This is a genomic window from Ramlibacter pallidus, assembly GCF_015070875.1.
Taxonomy (GTDB): Bacteria; Pseudomonadota; Gammaproteobacteria; order Burkholderiales; family Burkholderiaceae_C; genus Ramlibacter; species Ramlibacter pallidus.
This window is the reverse complement of the sequence record NZ_JADDIV010000002.1, coordinates 359,808-380,249: the sequence shown is the minus strand read 5'-3', so window position 1 is coordinate 380,249 and position 20,442 is coordinate 359,808. Positions and strand designations below refer to the sequence as shown.

18 protein-coding genes and 1 tRNA gene are annotated in these 20,442 nt (G+C 71.2%); 7 read left to right on the top strand and 12 right to left on the bottom strand.

Annotation, left to right across the window (positions count from 1 at the left end; translation table 11 throughout):
• Both IM787_RS06710 and IM787_RS06705 read left to right on the top strand, forming a co-directional pair.
• Positions 1 to 963 (top strand): tripartite tricarboxylate transporter substrate binding protein, encoded by a 963-nt coding sequence (locus tag IM787_RS06710; protein ID WP_193675868.1) that lies wholly within the window; start codon positions 1 to 3, stop codon positions 961 to 963.
• A 140-nt stretch (positions 964 to 1,103) separates the two neighbouring features.
• Positions 1,104 to 1,829, top strand: a complete 726-nt coding sequence (locus IM787_RS06705) for a hypothetical protein (RefSeq protein WP_193675867.1) — start codon at positions 1,104 to 1,106, stop codon at positions 1,827 to 1,829.
• 45 nt (positions 1,830 to 1,874) lie between these two features.
• Here IM787_RS06705 and IM787_RS06700 read toward each other — a convergent pair whose 3' ends face one another.
• From IM787_RS06700 to IM787_RS06650, 11 genes are all read right to left on the bottom strand, one after another.
• Complete coding sequence (locus IM787_RS06700; protein ID WP_193675866.1) at positions 1,875 to 2,699, bottom strand: porin family protein; 825 nt, start codon at positions 2,697 to 2,699, stop codon at positions 1,875 to 1,877.
• A gap of 215 nt (positions 2,700 to 2,914) precedes the next feature.
• On the bottom strand, positions 2,915 to 4,894 hold the full coding sequence (gene mdoH / locus IM787_RS06695) for a glucans biosynthesis glucosyltransferase MdoH (protein WP_193675865.1): 1,980 nt from the start codon (positions 4,892 to 4,894) through the stop codon (positions 2,915 to 2,917).
• Positions 4,867 to 6,414 (bottom strand): glucan biosynthesis protein G, encoded by a 1,548-nt coding sequence (locus IM787_RS06690; protein ID WP_193675864.1) that lies wholly within the window; start codon positions 6,412 to 6,414, stop codon positions 4,867 to 4,869. Before IM787_RS06690 ends, mdoH begins: the two co-directional genes overlap by 28 nt.
• A gap of 177 nt (positions 6,415 to 6,591) precedes the next feature.
• Positions 6,592 to 7,989 carry a sigma 54-interacting transcriptional regulator gene (locus IM787_RS06685; protein ID WP_193675863.1) on the bottom strand — a complete coding sequence of 466 codons (1,398 nt, stop codon included), beginning with the start codon at positions 7,987 to 7,989 and terminating at the stop codon, positions 6,592 to 6,594.
• Positions 7,986 to 8,591 (bottom strand): hypothetical protein, encoded by a 606-nt coding sequence (locus IM787_RS06680; protein WP_193675862.1) that lies wholly within the window; start codon positions 8,589 to 8,591, stop codon positions 7,986 to 7,988. Before IM787_RS06680 ends, IM787_RS06685 begins: the two co-directional genes overlap by 4 nt.
• Positions 8,581 to 9,987, bottom strand: a complete 1,407-nt coding sequence (locus IM787_RS06675) for a sensor histidine kinase (RefSeq protein ID WP_193675861.1) — start codon at positions 9,985 to 9,987, stop codon at positions 8,581 to 8,583. Before IM787_RS06675 ends, IM787_RS06680 begins: the two co-directional genes overlap by 11 nt.
• A gap of 7 nt (positions 9,988 to 9,994) precedes the next feature.
• Complete coding sequence (miaB, locus tag IM787_RS06670) at positions 9,995 to 11,347, bottom strand: tRNA (N6-isopentenyl adenosine(37)-C2)-methylthiotransferase MiaB (protein ID WP_193675860.1); 1,353 nt, start codon at positions 11,345 to 11,347, stop codon at positions 9,995 to 9,997.
• Positions 11,344 to 11,760 (bottom strand): hypothetical protein, encoded by a 417-nt coding sequence (locus IM787_RS06665; RefSeq protein ID WP_193675859.1) that lies wholly within the window; start codon positions 11,758 to 11,760, stop codon positions 11,344 to 11,346. Before IM787_RS06665 ends, miaB begins: the two co-directional genes overlap by 4 nt.
• A 107-nt stretch (positions 11,761 to 11,867) precedes the next feature.
• Complete coding sequence (locus IM787_RS06660; protein ID WP_193675858.1) at positions 11,868 to 13,502, bottom strand: D-glucuronyl C5-epimerase family protein; 1,635 nt, start codon at positions 13,500 to 13,502, stop codon at positions 11,868 to 11,870.
• 194 nt (positions 13,503 to 13,696) lie between these two features.
• Positions 13,697 to 13,773 (bottom strand) — tRNA-Met (locus tag IM787_RS06655).
• A gap of 40 nt (positions 13,774 to 13,813) precedes the next feature.
• Positions 13,814 to 15,295 carry a vWA domain-containing protein gene (locus IM787_RS06650; protein WP_193675857.1) on the bottom strand — a complete coding sequence of 494 codons (1,482 nt, stop codon included), beginning with the start codon at positions 15,293 to 15,295 and terminating at the stop codon, positions 13,814 to 13,816.
• 122 nt (positions 15,296 to 15,417) lie between these two features.
• Between IM787_RS06650 and IM787_RS06645 the strand changes: the two genes are divergently transcribed.
• Both IM787_RS06645 and IM787_RS06640 read left to right on the top strand, forming a co-directional pair.
• Positions 15,418 to 16,029: a sigma-70 family RNA polymerase sigma factor gene (locus IM787_RS06645; RefSeq protein WP_193675856.1), complete on the top strand. Its 612-nt coding sequence runs from the start codon at positions 15,418 to 15,420 to the stop codon at positions 16,027 to 16,029.
• Positions 16,026 to 17,027 (top strand): hypothetical protein, encoded by a 1,002-nt coding sequence (locus tag IM787_RS06640; RefSeq protein ID WP_193675855.1) that lies wholly within the window; start codon positions 16,026 to 16,028, stop codon positions 17,025 to 17,027. The genes IM787_RS06645 and IM787_RS06640 overlap by 4 nt, the downstream gene beginning before the upstream one ends.
• 1 nt (position 17,028) lies before the next feature.
• On the opposite strand, the gene IM787_RS06635 is transcribed toward IM787_RS06640, so the two are convergent.
• Positions 17,029 to 17,808 (bottom strand): enoyl-CoA hydratase, encoded by a 780-nt coding sequence (locus tag IM787_RS06635; RefSeq protein ID WP_193675854.1) that lies wholly within the window; start codon positions 17,806 to 17,808, stop codon positions 17,029 to 17,031.
• Positions 17,809 to 17,901: 93 nt separating this feature from the next.
• Between IM787_RS06635 and IM787_RS06630 the strand changes: the two genes are divergently transcribed.
• The 3 genes from IM787_RS06630 to paaK are packed head-to-tail and all read left to right on the top strand — an operon-like array spanning position 17,902 to position 20,440.
• Positions 17,902 to 18,708 carry an enoyl-CoA hydratase-related protein gene (locus tag IM787_RS06630; RefSeq protein ID WP_193675853.1) on the top strand — a complete coding sequence of 269 codons (807 nt, stop codon included), beginning with the start codon at positions 17,902 to 17,904 and terminating at the stop codon, positions 18,706 to 18,708.
• Between the two features lie 2 nt (positions 18,709 to 18,710).
• Entirely contained in the window at positions 18,711 to 19,148 is a 438-nt protein-coding gene (gene paaI / locus IM787_RS06625) for a hydroxyphenylacetyl-CoA thioesterase PaaI (protein WP_193675852.1), read from the top strand.
• Positions 19,145 to 20,440 (top strand): phenylacetate--CoA ligase PaaK, encoded by a 1,296-nt coding sequence (paaK, locus tag IM787_RS06620; RefSeq protein WP_193675851.1) that lies wholly within the window; start codon positions 19,145 to 19,147, stop codon positions 20,438 to 20,440. Before paaI ends, paaK begins: the two co-directional genes overlap by 4 nt.
• Positions 20,441 to 20,442: the final 2 nt, after the last annotated feature.

Sequence of the window (20,442 nt, the reverse complement as noted above, 5' to 3'; positions counted from 1 at the left end):
ATGCCGAACCTCGTCTTCCGCCGCGCCACCGTCGCCCTCGTCCTCGCGGCCGCCGCGGCCTCGCCCGCATTCGCCCAGCGCGTGATCCGCCTCGTGGTGCCCTTCGGCCCCGGCGCGGTGCAGGACACCGTGGCGCGCACCTTCAACGCCGAACTGGGGCAGGCGCTGGGCGCCTCCGTCGTGGTGGAGAACCGCCCCGGCGCCGGCGGCACCGTCGGCACGGCCGCGGTCGCGAAGGCGCCCGCCGACGGCAACACGCTGGTGCTGGCGGCGGCCAGCCACACCCTGGCCGGCCACCTGTACAGCAAGCTGGCCTACGACCCGGTGAAGGATTTCGTCGGCGTCTCGTACGTCGGCAACTCCGGCTACGTGATTGCCGCGCCCGGCAACCTGGGCGTGAACACGCTCGCCGACTACGTGAAGCTGCTGAAGGCGAAGCCCGGGCAGATGAACTACGCGTCGGCCGGCAACGGCAGCGCGACGCACATGGGCATGGCCTACTTCCTCGCGAAGGCCGGCCTCGAGATGCAGCACGTGCCGATGAAGTCCACCGGCGATGCCGTCAACGAGGTGCTGGCCGGCCGCGTGCAGGGCGTGACCTCGTCGCTGATCGGCGTGACCGGGTTCAAGTCGGATGCGCGGCTGAAGATCCTGGCCTATACCGGCACGCAGCGGTCCAAGTTCATGCCGGAGCTGCCCACCGTGGCGGAGGCCGGCGTCCCCGGCTACAAGTTCGATTCCTGGATCGGCGTGCTGGCGCCTGCGGGGACGCCGAAGGCCGAAGTCGATCGCCTCAACGCCGCGATCAACAAGGTGCTGCAGGACCCGGTGGTGCAGGAGCGCCTGACGCGCCTGGGCGTCGAGGGCGGCACGCTGTCCCCGGACGAGTTCCAGAAGCTGCTGCGCGCCGACTGGGACTCCGCCGGCGCCATCGTCAAGGCGTCCGGCGCGCGCATCGAATAGCCGCCGCTTCGCGCCGCTGTAGGCGCCGTCCTTCCTGATCTCGCGCGCGATCCGGCGCGCGCTGCTGCCTGCGGAGCCACGCGGACGCGTGCGCGCGCGCCGAAGAATCTCGCCTCAGTTCTGCACAGGGAGGCGAGACGATGCGCCCGTTGGCGAGGTATCCGGTGTCGGCCGTGGCGGTGTGGGTGGCGTGCATGGTCGCGCTGCACGGCACGCACGCCCTTGCGCAGCAAGGCGGCGAGAGCCTGCGCTCGGCCAAGGTCGCGGAAGCCGGGCATGAAGGCGCTTCGCCGGAAGTGCGCCACGTGGCGGACTGGGCGGTGCACTCGCGCGACCCGCAGGGCCGGCCCTTCGCCGTGGTGGACAAGGTCCATGGCCGGCTCTACGTGTTCGACGCGCAGGGCGGGCTGCTGGGAGCGACAGCGGCACTCGTGGGTTCCGCGCCGGGCGACCTGTCCGTGCCCGGCATCGGTGAGCGTCCCATCGCCAGCATCCGGCCGGAGGAACGGACGACGCCGGCCGGCCGCTTCGAAGCCCGCATGGGCGTGGGGCCCAAGGGCGAGGACATCCTCTGGGTGGACTACCAGAACGCGCTCGCGCTGCACCGCGTGGTGACGAACGTGCCGCAGGAGCGGCGGCTGCAGCGCCTGGCCAGCCAGGTCGCGGGCGACCGCCGCATCACGTATGGCTGCATCAACGTGCCCGCGGCCTTCTACGACGGCGTGGTGCGGCCGGCGTTCGCGGGAGGCGGCGTGGTCTACATCCTGCCGGAACAGCGGCGCCCGCAGGAACTGTTCGGCTCGTACGACGTGGACGCGCCCCGCGTCGTGCACGCGTCGACGGCGGCCGCTTTCCAGCGTCCCTGACCGCACCATCGACAAACCCGCCGAAGCGGGTTTGCGTGTTGGCCGTCAGTTGCGGTACGGCCTGGCCGGCAGCGGTGCGGGTGCGGGGGCCGGCGGCGGCGGGGGCGGAGGCGGTTGCACCGCCGGCGGCGGGGGCGGCACCGCGACAGCCCGCGGGGGCGGCGGCGGAGGCGGGGGCGGCGGCGAGACGACGCGCGTCATGGTCGGCGCCGGCGCGCCGAAGCGGTAGACCAGGCCGATCGAAGCCATGTCGACATAGTCGCGGCCGCGCGCGCGGTCCTCGACACGGTAGCGCTCCAGTTCGGCGCGCATCGACAGGGTGGGCGTGAAGGCGTACTCCAGGCCGACGCCGATCTTCGGGCCCCAGTTCCGGTCGCTGCTCGTGCCGCCGCCGCCGATGGCGCCGGTGGTCGCGACGCTCGAGCGGGTCTGCGTGTAGGCGGCGCCGATGCGCGCGATGCCCGAGAAGCGGTCGGTGATCGGGAGGGTGCCGACCAGGTCGAGATTCAATCCGCGGAAGCGCGAGGTGCCGCTGATGGTGCCCGCCGGGCCGCCATACGCGTAGTCGAAGCTGCCCAGGTGGAACAGGCCGGCTTCCACCGCGAAGTTGCGGTGGAACTGGTAACCGAGGAACAGCTTGCCGCCGATCTCGCTGTCGTCCTCGCTGGTCGAGGTCAGCGCCGTGGGCGGCGAGGTCGCCGGCGCGTTGTCGAAGCGGGACTGGGTGGCGCCGATGCTGCCGCCCACATAGCCGCTTTGCGACCACTGCGCCCATTGCGCCATGGCCGGTGCGCCGAGGGTGGCGCCGAGCACGGCGAGGCCGACCGCATGCAGGCGGTGGCGGAAGAAGGATGACTCTTGTGGTTTCACGATGAAGCTCCGAACGACGATCAAATGCGAAGGCGGAGTATCGGGAAGAGCAGAGCGGCCTGGGGCGGTTTGGCCCGTTGCGAGACAAAAACCAACAGGTCATCGTGCAACCGTTGATTGCTGTGCCACGTCCGCCGCACGCTGCCTGCCCCATGAAAAAAGCGGCCCGTGGGCCGCTTTGCACGCGAGGGTGGCTGTGCAGGAGAGAGGTCGACTTACGCGGCCAGCAAACCTGCATGCCGCCACGCGCGCCGCAGCACCGCGGGCGAACGCGACTCTTCCGGGATCACCAGCACGCCGCGCGCTCGCATCCAGTCGCCGAGCGCGACGTGGCTGGTCAGCACGGCCAGCGGCACCGCCAGCAGCAGCGGCAGCGCCACCGGTGCCAGCCACACCAGCGCGCCGAGCTGGATCGCGGCCAGCGCGGTCCCGTGCACCGCGACCAGCGCCGTCATCGGTGCGAGGCGGCGCGCGGCCTGGCCCCAGGACAGGCCCGAGGCTTCGCGCGGGGGCGACTTCCATTCCAGCTTCCAGCCGGTCAGCGCCACCAGCACGAACAGCGAATGCGCCAGCATGCGCACCGGCGCCTGCAGCAGCGCCATCACCGTCTCGACCACCGCGCTGCCCAGCAGCGGCAGCGTGCCGCCGAAGCCGTTCTGGCCGCGCTTCAGGAACACGGCGGCCAGCCCCAGCACGCGCGGCATGAACAGCATCGCCAGCGTCCACAGCCACAGGCTGCGCAGTTCCGCGGGCACCGCATGCCAGCCCGGCTCGATCGCGGCGCCGGTCATCCACAGCACGGTGCCGAAGGTCAGGAACGCGAGCCAGAGCGGCGCGGAGAGATACGACATGGCGCCGATGGCGAACATCGCGCGGTGCACGCGGTGCAGGCCGGGCTCGGCGATCAACCGCGAGTTCTGCAGGTTGCCCTGGCACCAGCGCCGGTCGCGCTGCAGCTCCGACAGCAGGTCGGGCGGCTGCTGCTCGTAGCTGCCTTCCAGGTCGGACACCAGCCACACGTGGTAGCCGGCGCGGCGCATCAGCGCGGCTTCGACGAAGTCGTGGGACAGGATGGGGCCGCAGAGGCCGCCACGGCCCGGGATGGGCGCCAGCGCGCAATGCCGCATGAAAGGCTCGACGCGCAGGATCGCGTTGTGGCCCCAGTAGTGCGACTCGCCCAGCTGCCAGAACTGCATGCCCAGCGTGAACAGGCGGCCCGTGACGCGCGAGGCGAACTGCTGCGCGCGCGCATGCAGCGTGGCATGGCCGACGGCCTGGCTGGCGGTCTGGATGATGCCGGCGCGCGGGTGCGCCTCCATCAGCTTGACCAGGGTGGCGATGCAGTCGCCGCTCATCACGCTGTCGGCGTCCAGCACCACCATGTAACGGTAGTCCTTGCCCCAGCGCCGGCAGAAGTCGGCGACGTTGCCCGCCTTGCGGTGCGTGCGGCGCTGGCGCAGGCGGTAGTAGACCTCGATCTGCGGCTGCTGCGGATGGCCCGCGAGCGCGGCGCGCAGGTCCGCCCAGGCGGCGCGTTCGGCGGCGATGATGGCCGGGTCGTTGCTGTCGGACAGCACGAACACGTCGAACACCGGCGCGTGGCCGGTGCCGGCCACCGATTCGCAGGTCGCGCGCAGCCCGGCGAAGACGGTTGCGACGTCCTCGTTGCAGATCGGCATGATGATCGCGGTCCGGGCGTCGGGTGCGATGCCGTGGTGCTGCACGGCGCGCGCGGACACGGAGGCGGCGTCGCCGAACAGGCTGACCCAGAAGCCCATGAGCGCCGTGACGAAGCCGGTCACCACCCAGGTGGAGAGGATGGCGAACAGCGCGATCTGGCCCCATTCGAGGAATTCGTTGCCGTAGTCGGGCTGCGCCTGCGCGAACAGCCAGCTGGCCACGCTGGTCGTGACCAGCGTCAGCAGCGCGAAGACCAGGCGGCGGCGCGCGGCCGCGTCCTGCCACGGCTCGCGCACTTCGCGCGCGGCGGGACGCGCGCCGCCTGGCAGCAGGCGGTCCGCTCCGGACAGCAGCGCGGTCCCCACGCCGTTCCAGAACCCGCGCCAGGGACGCGGCGGCATCGAGCCGCGCCGGATCGGCGGCGCGGTGACGGAATTCGGGTGGCGCTCCTCGCGCAGGCGGGAGCGGCCGGGCGCCTGTGCGGCGCTCACTCGGGAAGGATGATGTTGCTCCATGTCTCGCTCAGGATGTGGGTGTCGTGTTGCAGGAAGGCGCGCAGTTCGACCGGCCGCGAAGGGTCCAGGCGCTGCACGCGCAGGGTGAGGCGCCAGCGCTGGCCGGCGGGATGCGGATAGGCGATGGCTTCGAGGACGCGGCCGTTGTCGTCGGCGCTGGCGACGGCGCGCACCGGCGCACCGGGCGGCAGCGCCGCCAGGGCGGGGCCTTCGAAGTCGAGGACGTACTGGACCTGCGCCGACAGCTCCAGCGGCGTCAGGCGCGTGTAGCCGACGCCGCGGCGCGACTGCACGACGCGGCTGCCCGGGGGCTGCTGCTGCGCGTCGCCCTGCCAGGCGATCTCGTAGGCGAGGTCCAGCGGCTCGCCCGGCGCCGGCACGCGGTCCGGCACCCAGTAGGCGGCGATGTTGTCGTGCGTTTCGTCGGGCGTGGCCAGCTGCAGCAGCTCCACGCGGCCGGGTCCCCAGTCGGACAGAGGCCGGACCCAGGCGCTGGGACGCCGTTCGTAGCGGGCCTCGGTGTCCTCGTAGCTGGCGAACGCGCGGTCCCGCTGCATCAGGCCGAAGCCGCGCAGCTGCTGCACGGCGAAGCTGTTGACGCTGGTGCGGCGCGGGTTCTGCAGCGGCCGCCACAGCCACTCGCCGTTGCCGGCGGCGACCATCAGCCCGTCGGAATCGTGCACCTCGGGACGGAAGTCGCCCGGCCGCGGCTGGTTCTCGCCGGAGAGGAACATGCTCGTGAGCGGCGCGATCCCCAGTCGCGCGACGGGCGCGCGCAGGAAGATGCGCGCCTGCACGCGCGTGACGGTCTGCTCGCCGGGGACGATGTCGAAGCGGTAGGCGCCGGTGGCGCGCGGCGATTCGAGCAGCGCGTAGAGCGTGACCTGCCGTGCGTCCGGCGCGGGCCGCTGCAGCCAGAAGTCCGTGAAGCGCGGGAACTCCTCGCCGCTGCCGCCCACCGTATCGATCGCCAGCCCGCGGGCGGACAGGCCGTACTGCTGCCCCTGGCCGAGCGCCCGGAAGTAGCTCGCGCCCAGGAAGACGACCAGTTCGTCCTTGTACTGCGGCGTGTTCAGCGGATAGTGGATGCGCAGGCCGGCGTGCCCGAGGTCGGCCCAGGACTGCGGCTGCAAGGCGTTGCGGCCGAAGTCGTAGTCGCCGCTGGCGTAGGGGACGGGGCGCGCCTGGCCTTCGTGCAGTTCGTGCACGCGCACCTGTTCGCGCTGGTACAGCCCGCGATGGAAGAACTGCGTTTCGAACGGCAGCTGGGCTTCGCGCCAGAGCGCGCGGTCCGGACGGAAGCGGATGTCGCGGTAGGCGTCGTAGTCCAGCGCGCCCAGCTCGGGGGGCAGCGGCGCGGCGTCGGGCCGGTGCGGCCGGGCGGCGCGTTCGCGCGCGATCGCCGCGACACCTTCGAAGTCGAAGGCGGGCACCGGCGCGGACTGCGCCGTGGCGGCCTGCGGCAGCACGGCCACGACGGGCAGGGCCAGCAGCCGCAGCAGACGGAACAACGCTTTCATGCAGGCCACAGGGCAAGGCCCGTGCCAGCGGAAATTGTCCTTCTAGATCAGGGACTTGCGCGGTTCATCAGCTCGGCAGTTCGGGTTTTCCCGAAGATTGCTGCGCCGCAGCGGCGTTTTTGTCGCCGCACGGCGACAGCCCATCCAGGCGAGTGGAAGAAAAGCCTTGCGGATCAACTACTTGCCGTCGTCGCCGGACGGCGACACGGCACGGTCGCCGGCCTGCGACTGGAAATGGCCAGGGGTCAGCTCATGCTTTTGCAGCAGGCGGTAGAACTCGGTCCGGTTGCGGTCGGCCAGGCGCGCCGCGTCCGCGACGTTGCCGTCGGTGAGCTTGAGCAAACCCACCAGGTAGTCGCGTTCGAAGCGCTGCTTGGCCTCGGCATAGGTCAGGACCTGCACCGAAGGCACGCGCAGCGCGCGCTGCACCAGGGCCAATGGCACCAGCGGCGTGGTCGCCAGCGCGCAGACCTGCTCCACCACGTTGTAGAGCTGGCGCACGTTGCCCGGCCAGGGCGCGGCGATCAGCGCCTTCAATGCCTCGGGCGCGAAACCCGAGAGGCGCCGGCCGTACTTGGCGGCCAGCTTGTTGAGGAAGTGGTTCGCCAGCAGCGGGATGTCCTCGCGCCGCTCGGCCAGCGTCGGCAGCGTGAGCGTCACGACGTTGAGGCGGTAGTAGAGGTCTTCGCGGAACTGGCCGGCGGCCATCGCGGCCTCGAGGTCGCGGTGGGTGGCGGAAAGGATGCGCACGTCGACCGGGTGCGACTGGCTCGAACCCACGGGCCGCACCGCGCGTTCCTGCAGCACGCGCAGCAGCTTGACCTGCAGGGCCGGCGGCATGTCGCCGATCTCGTCGAGCAGCAGCGTGCCGCCGTCGGCCGCCTGGAACAGGCCCTTGTGGTTGGCGACGGCGTCGGTGAAGGCCCCTTTCACGTGGCCGAACAGCTCGGACTCCAGCAGCGCCTCGGGGATGGCGCCGCAGTTCACCGCGATGAAGGGCTTGGCCGCGCGGGCGCTGGCGCGGTGGATGGCGCGCGCCAGCATCTCCTTGCCGCTGCCGCTGTCGCCGCGCAGCAGCACGCTGGCGTCGGACCGCGCCACCATCCGCGCCTCGGCCAGCAGGTCCGCCATGCGCGCGGAGCGGCTGATGATGTCCGCGCGCCATTTCTCCTCGGCCTGCGGGCTCGCTGGGGCCGGCGCGTGCAGCGCGAGCGCCTGTGCGACCCGCTCCAGCAACTCCTTGCTGTCGTACGGCTTGGTGAGATAGGTGAAGACGCCGCGCCGCGTGGCCTCGATGGCGTCCGGGATGGTGCCATGCGCGGTGAGCAGGATCACCGGCAGCGAAGGATGGCGCTGGCGCACCTCGTCGAACAGCGCCAGGCCGTCGCGCCCGGGCAGGCGCACGTCGCTGATCACCAGCTGCGGCCGTTCGACGTCGAGCTGTGCGAGCGCGGCTTCGGCCGAGCCCGCCGTGGCGACACGGTAGCCGGCGGCCTCCAGCCGCATGGACAGCAGCCGCAGCATGTCGCCGTCGTCGTCGACGACGAGCAGGCGTGCGGCGTTCGGGCCGGTCATGGGGATCTCGGCGCCGGAGCGCGCGGCGCGCCGGGCAGGCTGCGTTCGATGGCGCGCACGGCCTCCAGCCGGTCGTTCAGCTGCTCGATGCGCCGCTGGGCCTCGCGCAGCTGCTGCGCCTGCCGCTCGGCCTGTTCGTCCACGCGCCGCTGCTCGGCGATCTGCGCCGCGAGCACGCGTGCATAAGGGTGCAAGGGCTGCGCCTCCCCCGCGGGGTCGGCCAGCACCCTTTGCAGCAGGGCCTGCGCCCGGCTGGCATTGGCGGGGCCGCGCGCGAAGGCGAGGGCCTGCGCCAGCTGCGTGGCGCGCAGCGGCGTGTAGCTGGTCTCGCCGAGGCGCTGGATCTCCGTCGCCAGTTCGGAAGCCGGCAGGCCGCGCACCCGTTCGGCATGCGCGACGGCGGCTTCGAGCGGGTGGACCTCGGTCCGCGGGGGCGTGGGCGCAGGCAAGGGGACCGCGGGCGGCGCCGACGGCAGCACCATGGCCCGCATCGGCTCGGGCGCGGGCGGGGGCGCCGTCGCGGGCACCGGAGCGGCGCAGCCGGCCACGAGGAGGACGAAGGTGGCCGCCAGCGCGTGCGCGGCGGTGGATTCACGATGCATGGGGAAGCTCGATCCGGAAGTGGCCGCCGGCGGTGGCCGGCACCAGCCGCACCCGCCCGCCATGGGCTGCAATGTATTCCTGCACGATGGACAGGCCGATGCCGGTGCCGCGCACGGCGCCTTCCGGCTGGCGTTCGCCACGGTAGAAGGGTTCGAAGACCCGCGCGCGGTCGCCCTCGGCCACGCCGGGCCCGTCGTCGCGCACGTCGATGCGGACGGCGCCGTCGCCGGCGGCCACCTGCAGCGCGATGGTACCGCCCGGGGGCGAGAAGCGGATGGCGTTGGAAAGCAGGTTCGCCACCGCCGTGCCGATCTTGCCGGCATCGATCTCCAGCGTGACCGGCGCGCCCTCCACCCGCACGTCCAGCTGGCGGGCCTGCCACTGCAGCTGCTGGGCTTCCACCTCGGAACGCAGCAAGGCCAGCAGGTCCGTGCGGCGGCGGCGCAACTGGCGGGCATCGAAGGCGGCGGCGTTGAACTGCAGCAGGGCCTCGATCTGGCCCTGCAGCGACAGCGTGTTCTGGCGAAGGATGGCCACCACTTCCTCCTGCTTGGGGGCGAGCTTGCCGGCGACGCCGTCCTCCAGCAGCGCCACGCCTTCGCGCAGCGAAGCCAGCGGCGTCTTCAGCTCGTGCGAGACGTGTCGCAGGAAGCGTGCCTTGTCCGCGTCGAGTTCGGTCAGGCGCAGCCGCAGCCAGTCCAGCTGCTGGCTCACCCGGCGCACGTCGGACGGCCCGCGGATGTCCACCGGCGCCTCCAGCCGGTTCTCACCCAGCCGCACGATGGCGCGTTCGAGCTGCTTGAACGGCCGCGCCAGCCAGATGCCGAAGGCCACCGCCAGCAGGACGGCGAGGCCGATCGCGCCCCAGACCTGCTGCACCAGCTGGTTGCGCTCGACGTTGAGCTGCTGGCGCAGCGCGCGGTCGCGGTCCTCGACCAGCGCCTGCACCCGGCCCGCGAGCCGCGCGTTCACGCCATCGAGCTCCCGGAACTCGGCGGCCACCAGGCGCTCGCGGTCGAGCGCCGTTTCGGCCGGTCCCTGCAGCAGTTGCGCGATGCCTTCGGCCTGCTGGCGCCACGCGGCCAGGTCGGGGCTCTGCAGCCCGGCTTCGGCCATCTGCTGCAAGGCGGTGCGCGCGGCGCGCCACTCCTCGTCGAAGCGGCGCCGCAACGGGGTGTCGTTGAGCACAAGCGACTGGCGAGCGGTGCGCTCCATGCCCGCCGTGCGGGTGGCGAGCGCCTGGGCCGCGGCGTTCAGCGCCAGTGCGCGGTCCGCCTCCTGGCCGCTCTGCGCGACCAGCCGTTCCAGGATGACCACCGCCCGCCACGCCGTCCCGCCCAGCAGGGCGGCGATCAGCATGAAGGCCACCAGCAGCAGCTGCCGGAACGAACCCATCGCGCCTTCAGGCCGCGAGCACCGATTCGGCCAGCGGCACCTCGGCGCGCAGCGAATGCGGCAGGGCCTGGGTGATGGTCACGTCCACCATCTGCCCCACCAGCCGCTGCGGGCCGGCGAAGTTGACGATGCGGTTGCACTCGGTGCGTCCCATCAGCTCGTTCGCATCCTTGCGCGAAGGCCCTTCGACCAGGATGCGCTGCACCGTGCCGACGCGGCTGGCGCTGATGCGCCGCACGTTGTCCTCCAGCACGGCCTGCAGCTGCTGCAGCCGCGCGAGCTTCACTTCGTGCGGGGTGTCGTCGTGCAGGGCCGCGGCGGGCGTGCCGGGACGCGGGCTGAAGATGAAGGAGAAGCTCGCGTCGTAGCCGACGTCCTCCACCAGCTTCATCATCTTCGCGAAGTCATCGTCGGTCTCGCCGGGGAAGCCCACGATGAAGTCGCTGGACAGCGACAGCTGGGGCCGCACCGCCCGCAGCTTGCGGATGGTGCTCTTGTATTCCATGGCGGTGTAGTTGCGCTTCATCGCCATCAGGATGCGGTCGCTGCCGTGCTGCACCGGCAGGTGCAGGTGGCTGACCAGCTGCGGCACCTTCGCGTACGCGTCGACCAGGCGCTGCGTGAACTCGTTCGGGTGGCTGGTGGTGTAGCGGATCCGCGCGATGCCCGGGATCCCGGCCACGTATTCCAGCAGCAGCGCGAAGTCGGCGATCTCCGCCGTGTCCCCCATGCGCCCGCGGTACGCGTTCACGTTCTGCCCGAGCAGGGTCACTTCCTTCACGCCCTGGTCGGCCAGGCCGGCGACTTCGGTCAACACGTCGTCGAAGGGGCGCGAAACTTCCTCGCCCCGCGTGTACGGCACCACGCAATAGCTGCAGTACTTGGAGCAGCCTTCCATGATGCTGACGAAGGCGGAGGCACCTTCCACCCGTGCCGGCGGCAGGTGGTCGAACTTCTCGATCTCGGGGAAGCTGATGTCCACCTGCGGACGCCGGTGGCGGCGGCGCGCCTCCAGCAGCTCCGGCAGGCGGTGCAGCGTCTGCGGGCCGAACACCACGTCGACGTAGGGCGCACGCTCGATGATGGCCGCGCCTTCCTGGCTGGCCACGCAGCCGCCCACGCCGATCAGCACGCCCTTCTTCTTCAGGTGCTTCACCCGCCCGAGGTCGGAGAACACCTTCTCCTGCGCCTTCTCGCGCACCGAGCAGGTGTTGAAGAGGATCAGGTCGGCCTGCTCGGGGTCCTGCGTGGGCTCGTAGCCCTGGGCCGCGTTCATCACGTCCGCCATCTTGTCCGAGTCGTACTCGTTCATCTGGCAGCCGAAGGTCTTGATGAAGACCTTTTTCGGGGACGCGTTCATCGCAGCATGTACAGCGACCGCGCCGCCCAGATCAGGTCCAGCAGTTCGGCGAAGCGCTTGTAGCCTTCCGGGTTGCCCAGGTCGCTGATGCCGCCCACCTTGCGGAACTCCTCCTCGTTGAGGAGCCAGACTTCGTGCACGAGGCCGGCGGGGTCACGCTTGTACACGGTGTAGACCGACTTGCCGGCCAGCGTGCCGGTGAGCACCAGGCGGTTGTCGCGGTCGCGGATGCGCGCGCCGGGCGAGAAGCGGTCTTCCTTGCCGTCAAGCTGGATGATGGGGGGCGTGGCGCTGACGGCGATGATCGCCGGCTTCACGTTCAGGGGCGCGCCGCGGATCGAGGTGACTTGCGCGGTGGCGGCCGCGGCGGCCAGGCCGAGGGCGAGGAGGGTGGTGCGGGTCCAGCGGGTCATGGTGTAGAGCCAGGGGCTGAGGGGTAGTGCGGGTGACTGTGCAATGCGGGGCACGTGGTGTCAAACGATGCCGCCGCGTTGTGGCGGCACATCAACAGCGGCCGCCATCACATCTTCACGAGCGAAGCCGGATCTTCGCTCAACATGGGAATGCCGGTCGACTTGTGCACCAGGTACAAGCCGTACTGATCCACCACGTACAGGTTGGCGAGCTTCACCCGGGCCTGCTTCCCCAGGCGCGTGGTGTCGAAGTAGAAGGTGATGCCGTCCATGGCGTGGAAATGCATGCCTTCGTCGAAACCCAGCGACGAGAGCACCACCAGCTGCCGGCCCTGTTTCAGCGGCTTGCCGTAGCGCATGATGGTCTTGCCGGCGGCATTCAGGGAAATGCTGTAGTTGAGGGGCTCCGACGCTTCCACCTCCAGCACGACCAGGTCCGTGGGCGACAGCGGACGCGAGCGGAAGGCGAGCGACACCCGCCCCGAGGTGTTGAGGTACTGCGGCCCGTTCGGCGCGGACACGATGTCCGGCTGCAGCAGGATCGAGCCGTCCTTCTGGGGCACCGCATCCAGCATGACGTCCCGGGTTTCGTACCGCAGGGGCTGGGGCGCCGCGGCACCGGCCTTCACGAAATCGGACGTGGAGTAGATGAGGATCTCGCTCGACCCGGCCCGTGCGTACAACTCGCACGTGAGGTCGAAGTCGCGCACCGGTGCCGACAGGAAGGCCGACTTGTCGAACCCGTCCCTGGCCGGAAAGGTGGCGAGCGACACCGCGCCGCCCGGGCCCCGGCACCGCACCACCCGCTGGTAGGGATCGAGCTGGTACGGGTGGGGCGCGCCGCTCGAACTGAAGAAGACCTCCTTCCGGCCGTTCTTCTCCACCGCATAGATCGGATACTGGCGCTGCAGCAGGGCGCGCCGCCGGATGCCCTCGTCGAAGAACACCGACTCCCCGGTCATGGCGTGCAGCGAATCGAGCTGGACGATCTCGTAGATGAGGTACAGGCTGGGGTTGATGGTGGACGGCGTGGTCATGTACCGCGCCCAGTGGTCGCCCGCCCCGAGGAATTCCGGCAGCCGCTCCCGCATCCCCCGCATCCCGCATTCATAGGCTGCGGCGGCCTCCTTGTCCTTGAGCAGCCGTGCCAGCTCGAACACCGCTCCCAGGGAGAACAGGTGGCCGTTCAGCACGTAGAACTCCTCGGACTTCTTCATCCCGGGCCAGGCGTACTCCGAAAACCAGCAGCGGTTGCCCTCGCGCCAGAGCGTTCCGCCTTCCAGCGGCGAGGCCAGGGACTTCTTCAGCACCTTGCGTCCCAGGTCGACCAGGTCGCGGCGCCCGCCTTCCTGTCCGAGCTGGACGAGCAGCCAGGGCAGCATCAGACCGTCCATGCCGGACCACCAGCCCGCCGGCATGTTGTTGTACGCGTAGCCGTAGGTCACCTTCGCCGTGCTGTCGACGTTCCAGTGGCGCACGATGGCGTCGACGTTGCGGAGCGCCAGGGGCAGGTCGCGGGTGTGGTGGTACTGCGCCCAGGTACTCCAGACCGCCCGCAGGGGATCCCCGTCCTTCAGGTGCTTCTCGAGCTCGTACTTGTGCGACGGCGAGAAGCTCCACAAGTACATCTTGTACTTGCCGGAACCACTCGGCTGGACGTCGGCGGGAGCAGGCGCGGCAGCCGCGGTGGCTGCGCAGGCTGCGGCCAGGACGGCCAGCACGAGGCGGATGAAACCAGTCATTCTGCGTCCTCGCGTCTTCCGGGTCGTGCCCGGCCCGCCGCTGGCGCGCGGCATCTCTCGATCATGTGCTGCGGAGATCCCGCGATCGGCCCGGGCTCGGCCTGGGCCGCAGCGCCTGGCGGGATTTCTGGGCCCCGGGGATGTCCATCGCGGGCCGCAACCCCGCCCGTGCAGGCCGAGCGGCGCGGTGTATCTGGTGGCGCTTCAGGGATTCGAACCCCGGACCTGCGGATTATGATTCCGTCGCTCTAACCGACTGAGCTAAAGCGCCTGAGCCCAAGATTATAGCAACGCGCGGACGGGCCTTGCACTCAACGCGGCGCGCCTTTCGCCAGTTCTTCCGTGACCAGCCGCACGACCAGCCGGTCGAGCGTGTCGACCGAGTAGTTCTTCACGTCGTGCACGGTCTCGCGGCCCGGCCCGCTGGCAGGCCGGTGCGGGTCGGCATAGGTCAGGAAGACGAACTTGCCGCCCGTGTACTGGGCGATCTGCCGCTGGATGAACTCGCCCTGGCGGTCCAGCCCGCTGGCGCCCACCCCGAAGACCTTGATGCCCTTGCCCAACGCGGCCAGCATGTCGTCGTCGTACTGCGGCGCGCCGTAGTCCAGGTGCGGCGGGGCATCGGCCAGCAGGATCACGAGGCGCGTGGCGCCGTCGCCGCGCCAGCTGAGCTGGTGCACCGTCTCGTGCAGCGCCTCGTTCATGGCTTCCGGGTAGTCGCCGCCGCCCCCGGCGCGCAGCGGATACAGCGCGTGCTGCAGGAACGCCCCCACGTCGTTGGTGAAGTCGTGGCTGCGCAGCAGGAAGGCGTCGCCGCGGTCGCGATAGGCCACCAGCGCCAGGCAGATGTCCGGCCGGCTGGGGAGCGACGCCACTTCCGCCGTGATGGTGCGCAAGGTGGCCTTGAGCTTGTCGATCTCGTCGCCCATGGAGCCGGTCGCGTCGACCAGGAAGACGAGGTCCAGGCGGGCCCGCGCGGGAGCCGTCGCAGCATCGAGGACCACCTGCACGGCGCTCTTCTGCCCGCGCGCGAGGCGGGCGGCGGTCTCGCGGCCGTCCTTGCGCACGGCCACGTCGTAGTGCATCGAGCCCGCGGGGTCGAAGGCGTCCGGGTGCAGCCAGGCGCGCCCGCCCGCATCGGTGCGCGCCCACATCGCGTGTCCGCTCGTGCCCTGCACCGACACTTCGGCGTCGCCGACCGGGCGGCCGCGGCGGTCCTTCACTTCCAGCAGGTGGCGCTCGCGCACGTCGCGGGGCCGGTGGTGCACCTGCGTGCGATCCCGGAAGGCGAGGTAGGCGCTGAAGTCCGCGTTGTCGTCGACCACGCCAGCCGTGACCACGGGCGGTGCCGTCCATTGGCCGTGTGACGGCTGGTGCGGCGCGATGCCGTCGTGCATGGCCTGGGGCGCCACCGGTGCGGCGGCGCGGGCGCCGGCGGGAGGTGCCGGGACGGCGGACGGCGCCGCGGCCAGCGCCGGTGCGGACGCGGCGGCTTCGCCGCGGCTGCGGCGCTCCAGGCGTGCGTCGGCGGACGGCTTCGCGGATTCCTCCAGCCGCGGGTCGCCTCCGTGCTGTGCGTGCGCGCGGCCCGGCACCTCGCGCGTGCCGACCGGACGGGCGCAGTGGGTTGCGGACGGTGCGTGGAAGCCGGGCGTCGGCCGCGCGACCAGCGAGCGCGTGGGCTCCAGCCGGGGCTCCGGCCACAGGGGTTGCGCCGTTGCGGGCCAGGCGGCCAGCAGGAATTGCGCGCACAGGGCGCAGGGAAGGAAGCGGGACGGACTGCGTTTCTTCATGGACCACTCCTGGTTGGGATGTCCTTTGCACGCGGCGCGCACGCGGACGGGGTCAGGTGCCCGCGCCCGGTTTAACCCCGATGCCCGGTGGCCGCCGTAGAACGTGATGTGAGAATCTGCCCATGCATCCCCAGCGCGACCTGCCGGACGAGGACCTGATGCTCGCCTATGCCCGCGGCGACGCTTCCGCCTTCGACCTGCTCTATGCGCGCCACGAGGCGGGCCTGTACCGCTTCGTGCGGCGCCTCCTGGGCGCGTCGCTGGCCGCCCAGGCCGACGAGGTGTTCCAGGACGCCTGGCTGCGCATCGTCGCCGCGCGCGCGAGCTTCCAGCCGCAGGGCGCGGCCTGGCGGACCTGGGCGTTCACCATCGCGCACAACGCCGCCATGGACCGCCTGCGCGTGGCCGGGCGCGAGGTCAGCGTGGACCGCGACGAAGACGGCGACGATCCGCTCGACTGGCTGCTCGCGCGGGCCGACCAGCTCGCGCCTTCGAGCGAGGACCTCGCGTACTGGCGCGCGGCCGGCGCGCAGCTGCTGCATTGCCTGGAGGCGCTGCCGCAGGCACAGCGCGCGGCCTTCCTGCTGCACCACGAGGACGGCGCCAGCGTCGAGGACCTCGCGCGGCGCCTGTCGCTGCCCTTCGAGACGGCCAAGAGCCGCCTGCGCTATGCCTTGAAGAAGCTGCGGGGCTGCATGGGCGACTACCTGGCCGCCCTGGAGCCCGCGCGATGACCGACCTGCGCGACGCGCGGCTGCGCCAGGCGCTGGATGCCGCACCCGACGCCGGTCTGCAGCCGCAGGCGCGCACGCGCGAGGCCATCCATGCCGCCGCCCGTGCGGCGGTGCAGCCCGCATGGCGGCGCTGGTGGCGTCCCGTCGGCCGCAGCGGCACGCCGTGGGCCGCCGCCTTTGCGACGCTGATGGTGGCCACGCTGGTCACCGTCTTGTGGAACGATGAAGAAGTGCCCGGCGCGAGGACCGAGCCGGCGGGCGAACGCGTGGCGGCGGCGCCGCAGGCCGCCGCCAAGCCGGAGGTGCCGGCCGCCCCGGCGGTGCAGCCGGCGCCGCAGCCGGCACCGCCCCCCGCACCGACCGTGCTGCCGGAATCCGCCAAGGCACCGGCGCCCGCGCCGCGGCCAGGCCTTGCGATCACGCCGCAGGGACGCGCCGCGTCTCCGTCCGTGGTGCCGGCTCCCGCTGCACCGTCGGCGCCCTCCGCACCTGCCGTCGCACCCGCACCCGCGCCCGCGACCGCGCCGCCGGCCGCCATGGCGGATGCCGCGCAACCCGCGCCGCAGGCGCTGGAGGAACGCCGCAGCGCTCCTGCACTCGCACGCGCGCCTGCACCCCCACCCGCCGCCGCTCCGCCAGCGCCGCTCGCGGCGGCCGCCCCCGCGGCGCGTGCGCGCGCGGAAGCGGCGACCTTCACGCAGGTGCGCGTCGAAGCCGGTGGAAGGTCGCTGGTGTTGCCGGCGGACCAGGCCGGCCTGTTGCCCGCCCTGGTCGTGCGCCTGTTCGCGTCGCCGGCCGCGGCGAACGGCGCCACGGCGGGCACGGCGTCCCTGCGCCTCGAACTCGCCCGCGGCAACGAAGCGCTCGGCGTGCTGGAACGCCTCGGCGAGCACTGGCGGTGGACGCCGGTGGAGCCCGGCCAGGTCCCGCGGCTGCTGCGTCCGGCGGCCTCCCTCGACGAGGACCTGCGCGAAGAGGTCGCCCGCCTGCTGCGCTAGTTCACTGGTGGCGGAACCGCGCCTTGCGCTTGTTCACGAAGGCGTCCATGCCTTCCTTCTGGTCCTCGGTGGCGAACAGCGCATGGAACAGGCGCCGTTCGAACATCACTCCGTCGGCCAGGCCGGACTCGAACGCCCGGTTGATCGACTCCTTCGCCGCCATGACGGAGACGCGGGAGTAGTCGCTGATCATCAGCGCCGCGCCCAGGGCCTCGTCCATCAGCTTGTCCACCGGCACCACGCGGCTGACCAGGCCGGCGCGCTCCGCCTCGGCGGCATCCATCATCCGGCCCGTCAGCGTGAGGTCCATCGCCTTGGCCTTGCCGACGGCGCGCGGCAGCCGCTGCGTGCCGCCGGCCCCGGGGATGATGCCCAGCTTGATCTCCGGCTGGCCGAACTTCGCGTTGTCGGCGGCGATGATGAAGTCGCACATCATGGCCAGCTCGCAGCCGCCGCCCAGGGCAAAGCCGCTCACGGCGGCGATCACCGGCTTGCGGATGGCGCGGATGGCTTCCCAGTTGCGCGTGATGTAGTCGCCCTTGTAGACGTCGGCGAAGCTGTAGCTCGCCATCGCGCCGATGTCGGCGCCCGCGGCGAAGGCCTTCTCGCTGCCCGTGAGCACCATGCAGCCGATCGCTTCGTCGGCATCGAAGGCCTTCAGCGCCGCGCCCAGCTCGTCCATCAGCGCGTCGTTCAGGGCATTGAGCTGCTTGGGCCGGTTCAGCGTGATCACGCCGACCTTGCCGCCTTCGGTGCGCACCTCGATCAGTTCGTAGGCCATGGTTTCTCCAGTGGGATCGGGGAACTATAACCAAGGGAAACCATGCTGCAGGGCCGCGCGCACGGATGCTAGATTCGGCGGCAAGGAGACCCCATGAGCGAAGAAGCCACCGTCCTCTTCGAGGCGCGCGCCAGCGTCGCGCTGATCACGCTGAACCGGCCGCAGGCGCTGAACAGCTTCACGCGCAGGATGCACCAGGACCTCTGGGACATCCTCGATCGCATCAACGCCGACAAGTCCATCCGCGCCGCCGTGCTCACCGGCGCGGGCCGCGGTTTCTGCGCCGGGGCCGACCTGGCGGAGTTCGACTTCGAGCCGGGCCCGGACCTGGTGAAGCGCGCCGATCCGGGCCCCGTGATCGACCAGGCCTTCAATCCCTCCATCCGCAAGCTCATGGCGCTGCGCGTGCCGACCATCGCCGCCGTCAACGGTGTCGCCGCCGGCGCCGGCGCCTCGTTCGCCATGGCCTGCGACCTCGCGGTGGCGGACCCGAAGGCGTCCTTCATCCAGGCCTTCAGCAAGATCGGGCTGGTGCCCGACGCCGGCGGCTCCTGGTTCCTGGTCAAGAAGCTCGGGCTCGCGCGGGCGATGGGCTGCGCGATGCTGGGGGACAAGCTGTCGGCGCAGGACGCGAAGGAGTGGGGGATGATCTGGGACGTGGCGCCGGAAGGCGAGGACTGCGTCGCCGCGGCGATGAAGCTAGCGGAGCGCCTGGCCGTCCTGCCGACGACGGCGCTGGCGCAGACGCGCAAGCTGCTGCGCGCGGCGGCCTCCAACGACCTCGACGCGCAGCTGGACCTGGAGCGCGACACGCAGTCGGCCCTGGGCCGCACGCACGACTACATCGAGGGTGTGATGGCCTTCCGCGAGAAGCGCCCCGCACGCTTCAAGGGCGAATGAGCATGCGCACGCCCGAACAGCTCGCCGCCGCCGTCGGCGAGGCGATGTACGCGAACGACCCCGCCGTGCGCGACTTCATGCAGATCGAACTGCTGGCCTGCGAACCCGGCCGCGCCGTGATGCGCATGAAGGTGCGCGCCCCCATGCTCAATGGCCACAGGATCTGCCATGGCGGCCTGATCTTCACGTTGGCCGACTCCACCTTCGCGTACGCCTGCAACAGCCGCAACAAGGTCACGGTGGCGGCCGGCTGCAGCATCGAATTCCTCAAGCCCGGCCAGCTCGACGACGTGCTCACGTGCGAAGGCGTGGAGCAGGTCCTGCAGGGGCGCCACGGCATCTACGACATGAAGGTCACGAACCAGGACGGCGAGGTCGTCGCGATGTTCCGCGGCAAGAGCGCCAGCCTCCAGGGCACGGTGCTGCCGGAGGGCGCATGAAGGCGTTCCCGCTCGAGCCGATCGAAAAGGCCAGCGTCGACGAACTGCGGGCGCTGCAGTTCAAGCGGCTGAAGCAGACCCTGCGGCATGCCTATGCGCATTCGCCCGTGTACCGCCGCAAGTTCGACGCCGCCGGCGTGCACCCGGACGACCTGGCCACCCTCGCGGACCTGCGCAAGTTCCCGTTCACCGGCAAGGGCGACCTGCGCGACGCCTATCCGTTCGGCATGTTCGCCGTGCCGCGCGAACAGTGCGTGCGCATCCACGCCTCCAGCGGCACCACGGGCAAGCCCACGGTGGTCGGCTACACGAAGAACGACGTCGAGACCTGGTCGCACGTGATGGCGCGCAGCATCCGCGCCTCGGGGGCGCGGCCGGGCGACATGGTCCACGTGAGCTACGGCTACGGCCTGTTCACCGGGGGGCTCGGCGCGCACTACGGCGCCGAGAAGCTCGGGCTGACGGTGGTGCCCTTCGGCGGCGGCCAGACCGAGCGGCAGGTGCAGCTGATCACCGACTTCCGCCCCGACATCATCATGGTCACGCCCAGCTACATGCTGGCCATCGCCGATGAATTCGAGCGTCAGGGGCTGGACCCGCGGGCTTCGAGCCTGCGCCTGGGCATCTTCGGCGCCGAACCCTGGACCAACGACATGCGCGCCACCATCGAGCAGCGCATGGGCATCGACGCCGTCGACATCTACGGACTCTCGGAAGTGATGGGCCCGGGCGTGGCGAACGAGTGCGTCGAGACCAAGGACGGCCCGACGATCTGGGAGGACCATTTCTACCCCGAGATCGTCGACCCCGAAACCGGCGAGCCGGTGGCGGACGGCGAGCTCGGCGAACTCGTGTTTACGAGCCTCACCAAGGAAGCCCTGCCCATCATCCGCTACCGCACGCGCGACCTCACGCGCCTGCTGCCCGGCACGGCGCGCACGATGCGCCGCATGGAGAAGATCACCGGCCGCAGCGACGACATGATGATCGTGCGCGGCGTCAACGTGTTCCCGACGCAGATCGAGGAACTGATCCTGAAACAGGCGGCGCTGGCGCCGCATTACCAGTGCATCCTCACGCGCGAAGGGCCGCTCGACGCGCTCACCGTGGCGGTGGAGTGCGGCCCCGGCCGCGACCCCGGGCATGGCGAGGTGCAGGCGGCGGCGGAGCTGCTGGCGCACGAGATCAAGGTGTACATCGGCACCACCGCACGCATCGAGCTGCGGCCCTGCGGCGGCGTCGAGCGCAGCATGGGCAAGGCCCGGCGCGTGGTCGACCAGCGCAGGCCGTAGGT

Coding starts and splice junctions, on each gene's coding strand:
- IM787_RS06710 (WP_193675868.1), top strand. CDS start 1: ATGCCGAACCTCGTCTTCCGCCGCGCCACCGTCGCCCTCGTCCTCGCG.
- IM787_RS06705 (WP_193675867.1), top strand. CDS start 1,104: ATGCGCCCGTTGGCGAGGTATCCGGTGTCGGCCGTGGCGGTGTGGGTG.
- mdoH (WP_193675865.1), bottom strand. CDS start 4,894: ATGGAGCAACATCATCCTTCCCGAGTGAGCGCCGCACAGGCGCCCGGC.
- IM787_RS06690 (WP_193675864.1), bottom strand. CDS start 6,414: ATGAAAGCGTTGTTCCGTCTGCTGCGGCTGCTGGCCCTGCCCGTCGTG.
- IM787_RS06685 (WP_193675863.1), bottom strand. CDS start 7,989: ATGACCGGCCCGAACGCCGCACGCCTGCTCGTCGTCGACGACGACGGC.
- IM787_RS06680 (WP_193675862.1), bottom strand. CDS start 8,591: ATGCATCGTGAATCCACCGCCGCGCACGCGCTGGCGGCCACCTTCGTC.
- IM787_RS06675 (WP_193675861.1), bottom strand. CDS start 9,987: ATGGGTTCGTTCCGGCAGCTGCTGCTGGTGGCCTTCATGCTGATCGCC.
- miaB (WP_193675860.1), bottom strand. CDS start 11,347: ATGAACGCGTCCCCGAAAAAGGTCTTCATCAAGACCTTCGGCTGCCAG.
- IM787_RS06665 (WP_193675859.1), bottom strand. CDS start 11,760: ATGACCCGCTGGACCCGCACCACCCTCCTCGCCCTCGGCCTGGCCGCC.
- IM787_RS06660 (WP_193675858.1), bottom strand. CDS start 13,502: ATGACTGGTTTCATCCGCCTCGTGCTGGCCGTCCTGGCCGCAGCCTGC.
- IM787_RS06650 (WP_193675857.1), bottom strand. CDS start 15,295: ATGAAGAAACGCAGTCCGTCCCGCTTCCTTCCCTGCGCCCTGTGCGCG.
- IM787_RS06645 (WP_193675856.1), top strand. CDS start 15,418: ATGCATCCCCAGCGCGACCTGCCGGACGAGGACCTGATGCTCGCCTAT.
- IM787_RS06640 (WP_193675855.1), top strand. CDS start 16,026: ATGACCGACCTGCGCGACGCGCGGCTGCGCCAGGCGCTGGATGCCGCA.
- IM787_RS06635 (WP_193675854.1), bottom strand. CDS start 17,808: ATGGCCTACGAACTGATCGAGGTGCGCACCGAAGGCGGCAAGGTCGGC.
- IM787_RS06630 (WP_193675853.1), top strand. CDS start 17,902: ATGAGCGAAGAAGCCACCGTCCTCTTCGAGGCGCGCGCCAGCGTCGCG.
- paaI (WP_193675852.1), top strand. CDS start 18,711: ATGCGCACGCCCGAACAGCTCGCCGCCGCCGTCGGCGAGGCGATGTAC.
- paaK (WP_193675851.1), top strand. CDS start 19,145: ATGAAGGCGTTCCCGCTCGAGCCGATCGAAAAGGCCAGCGTCGACGAA.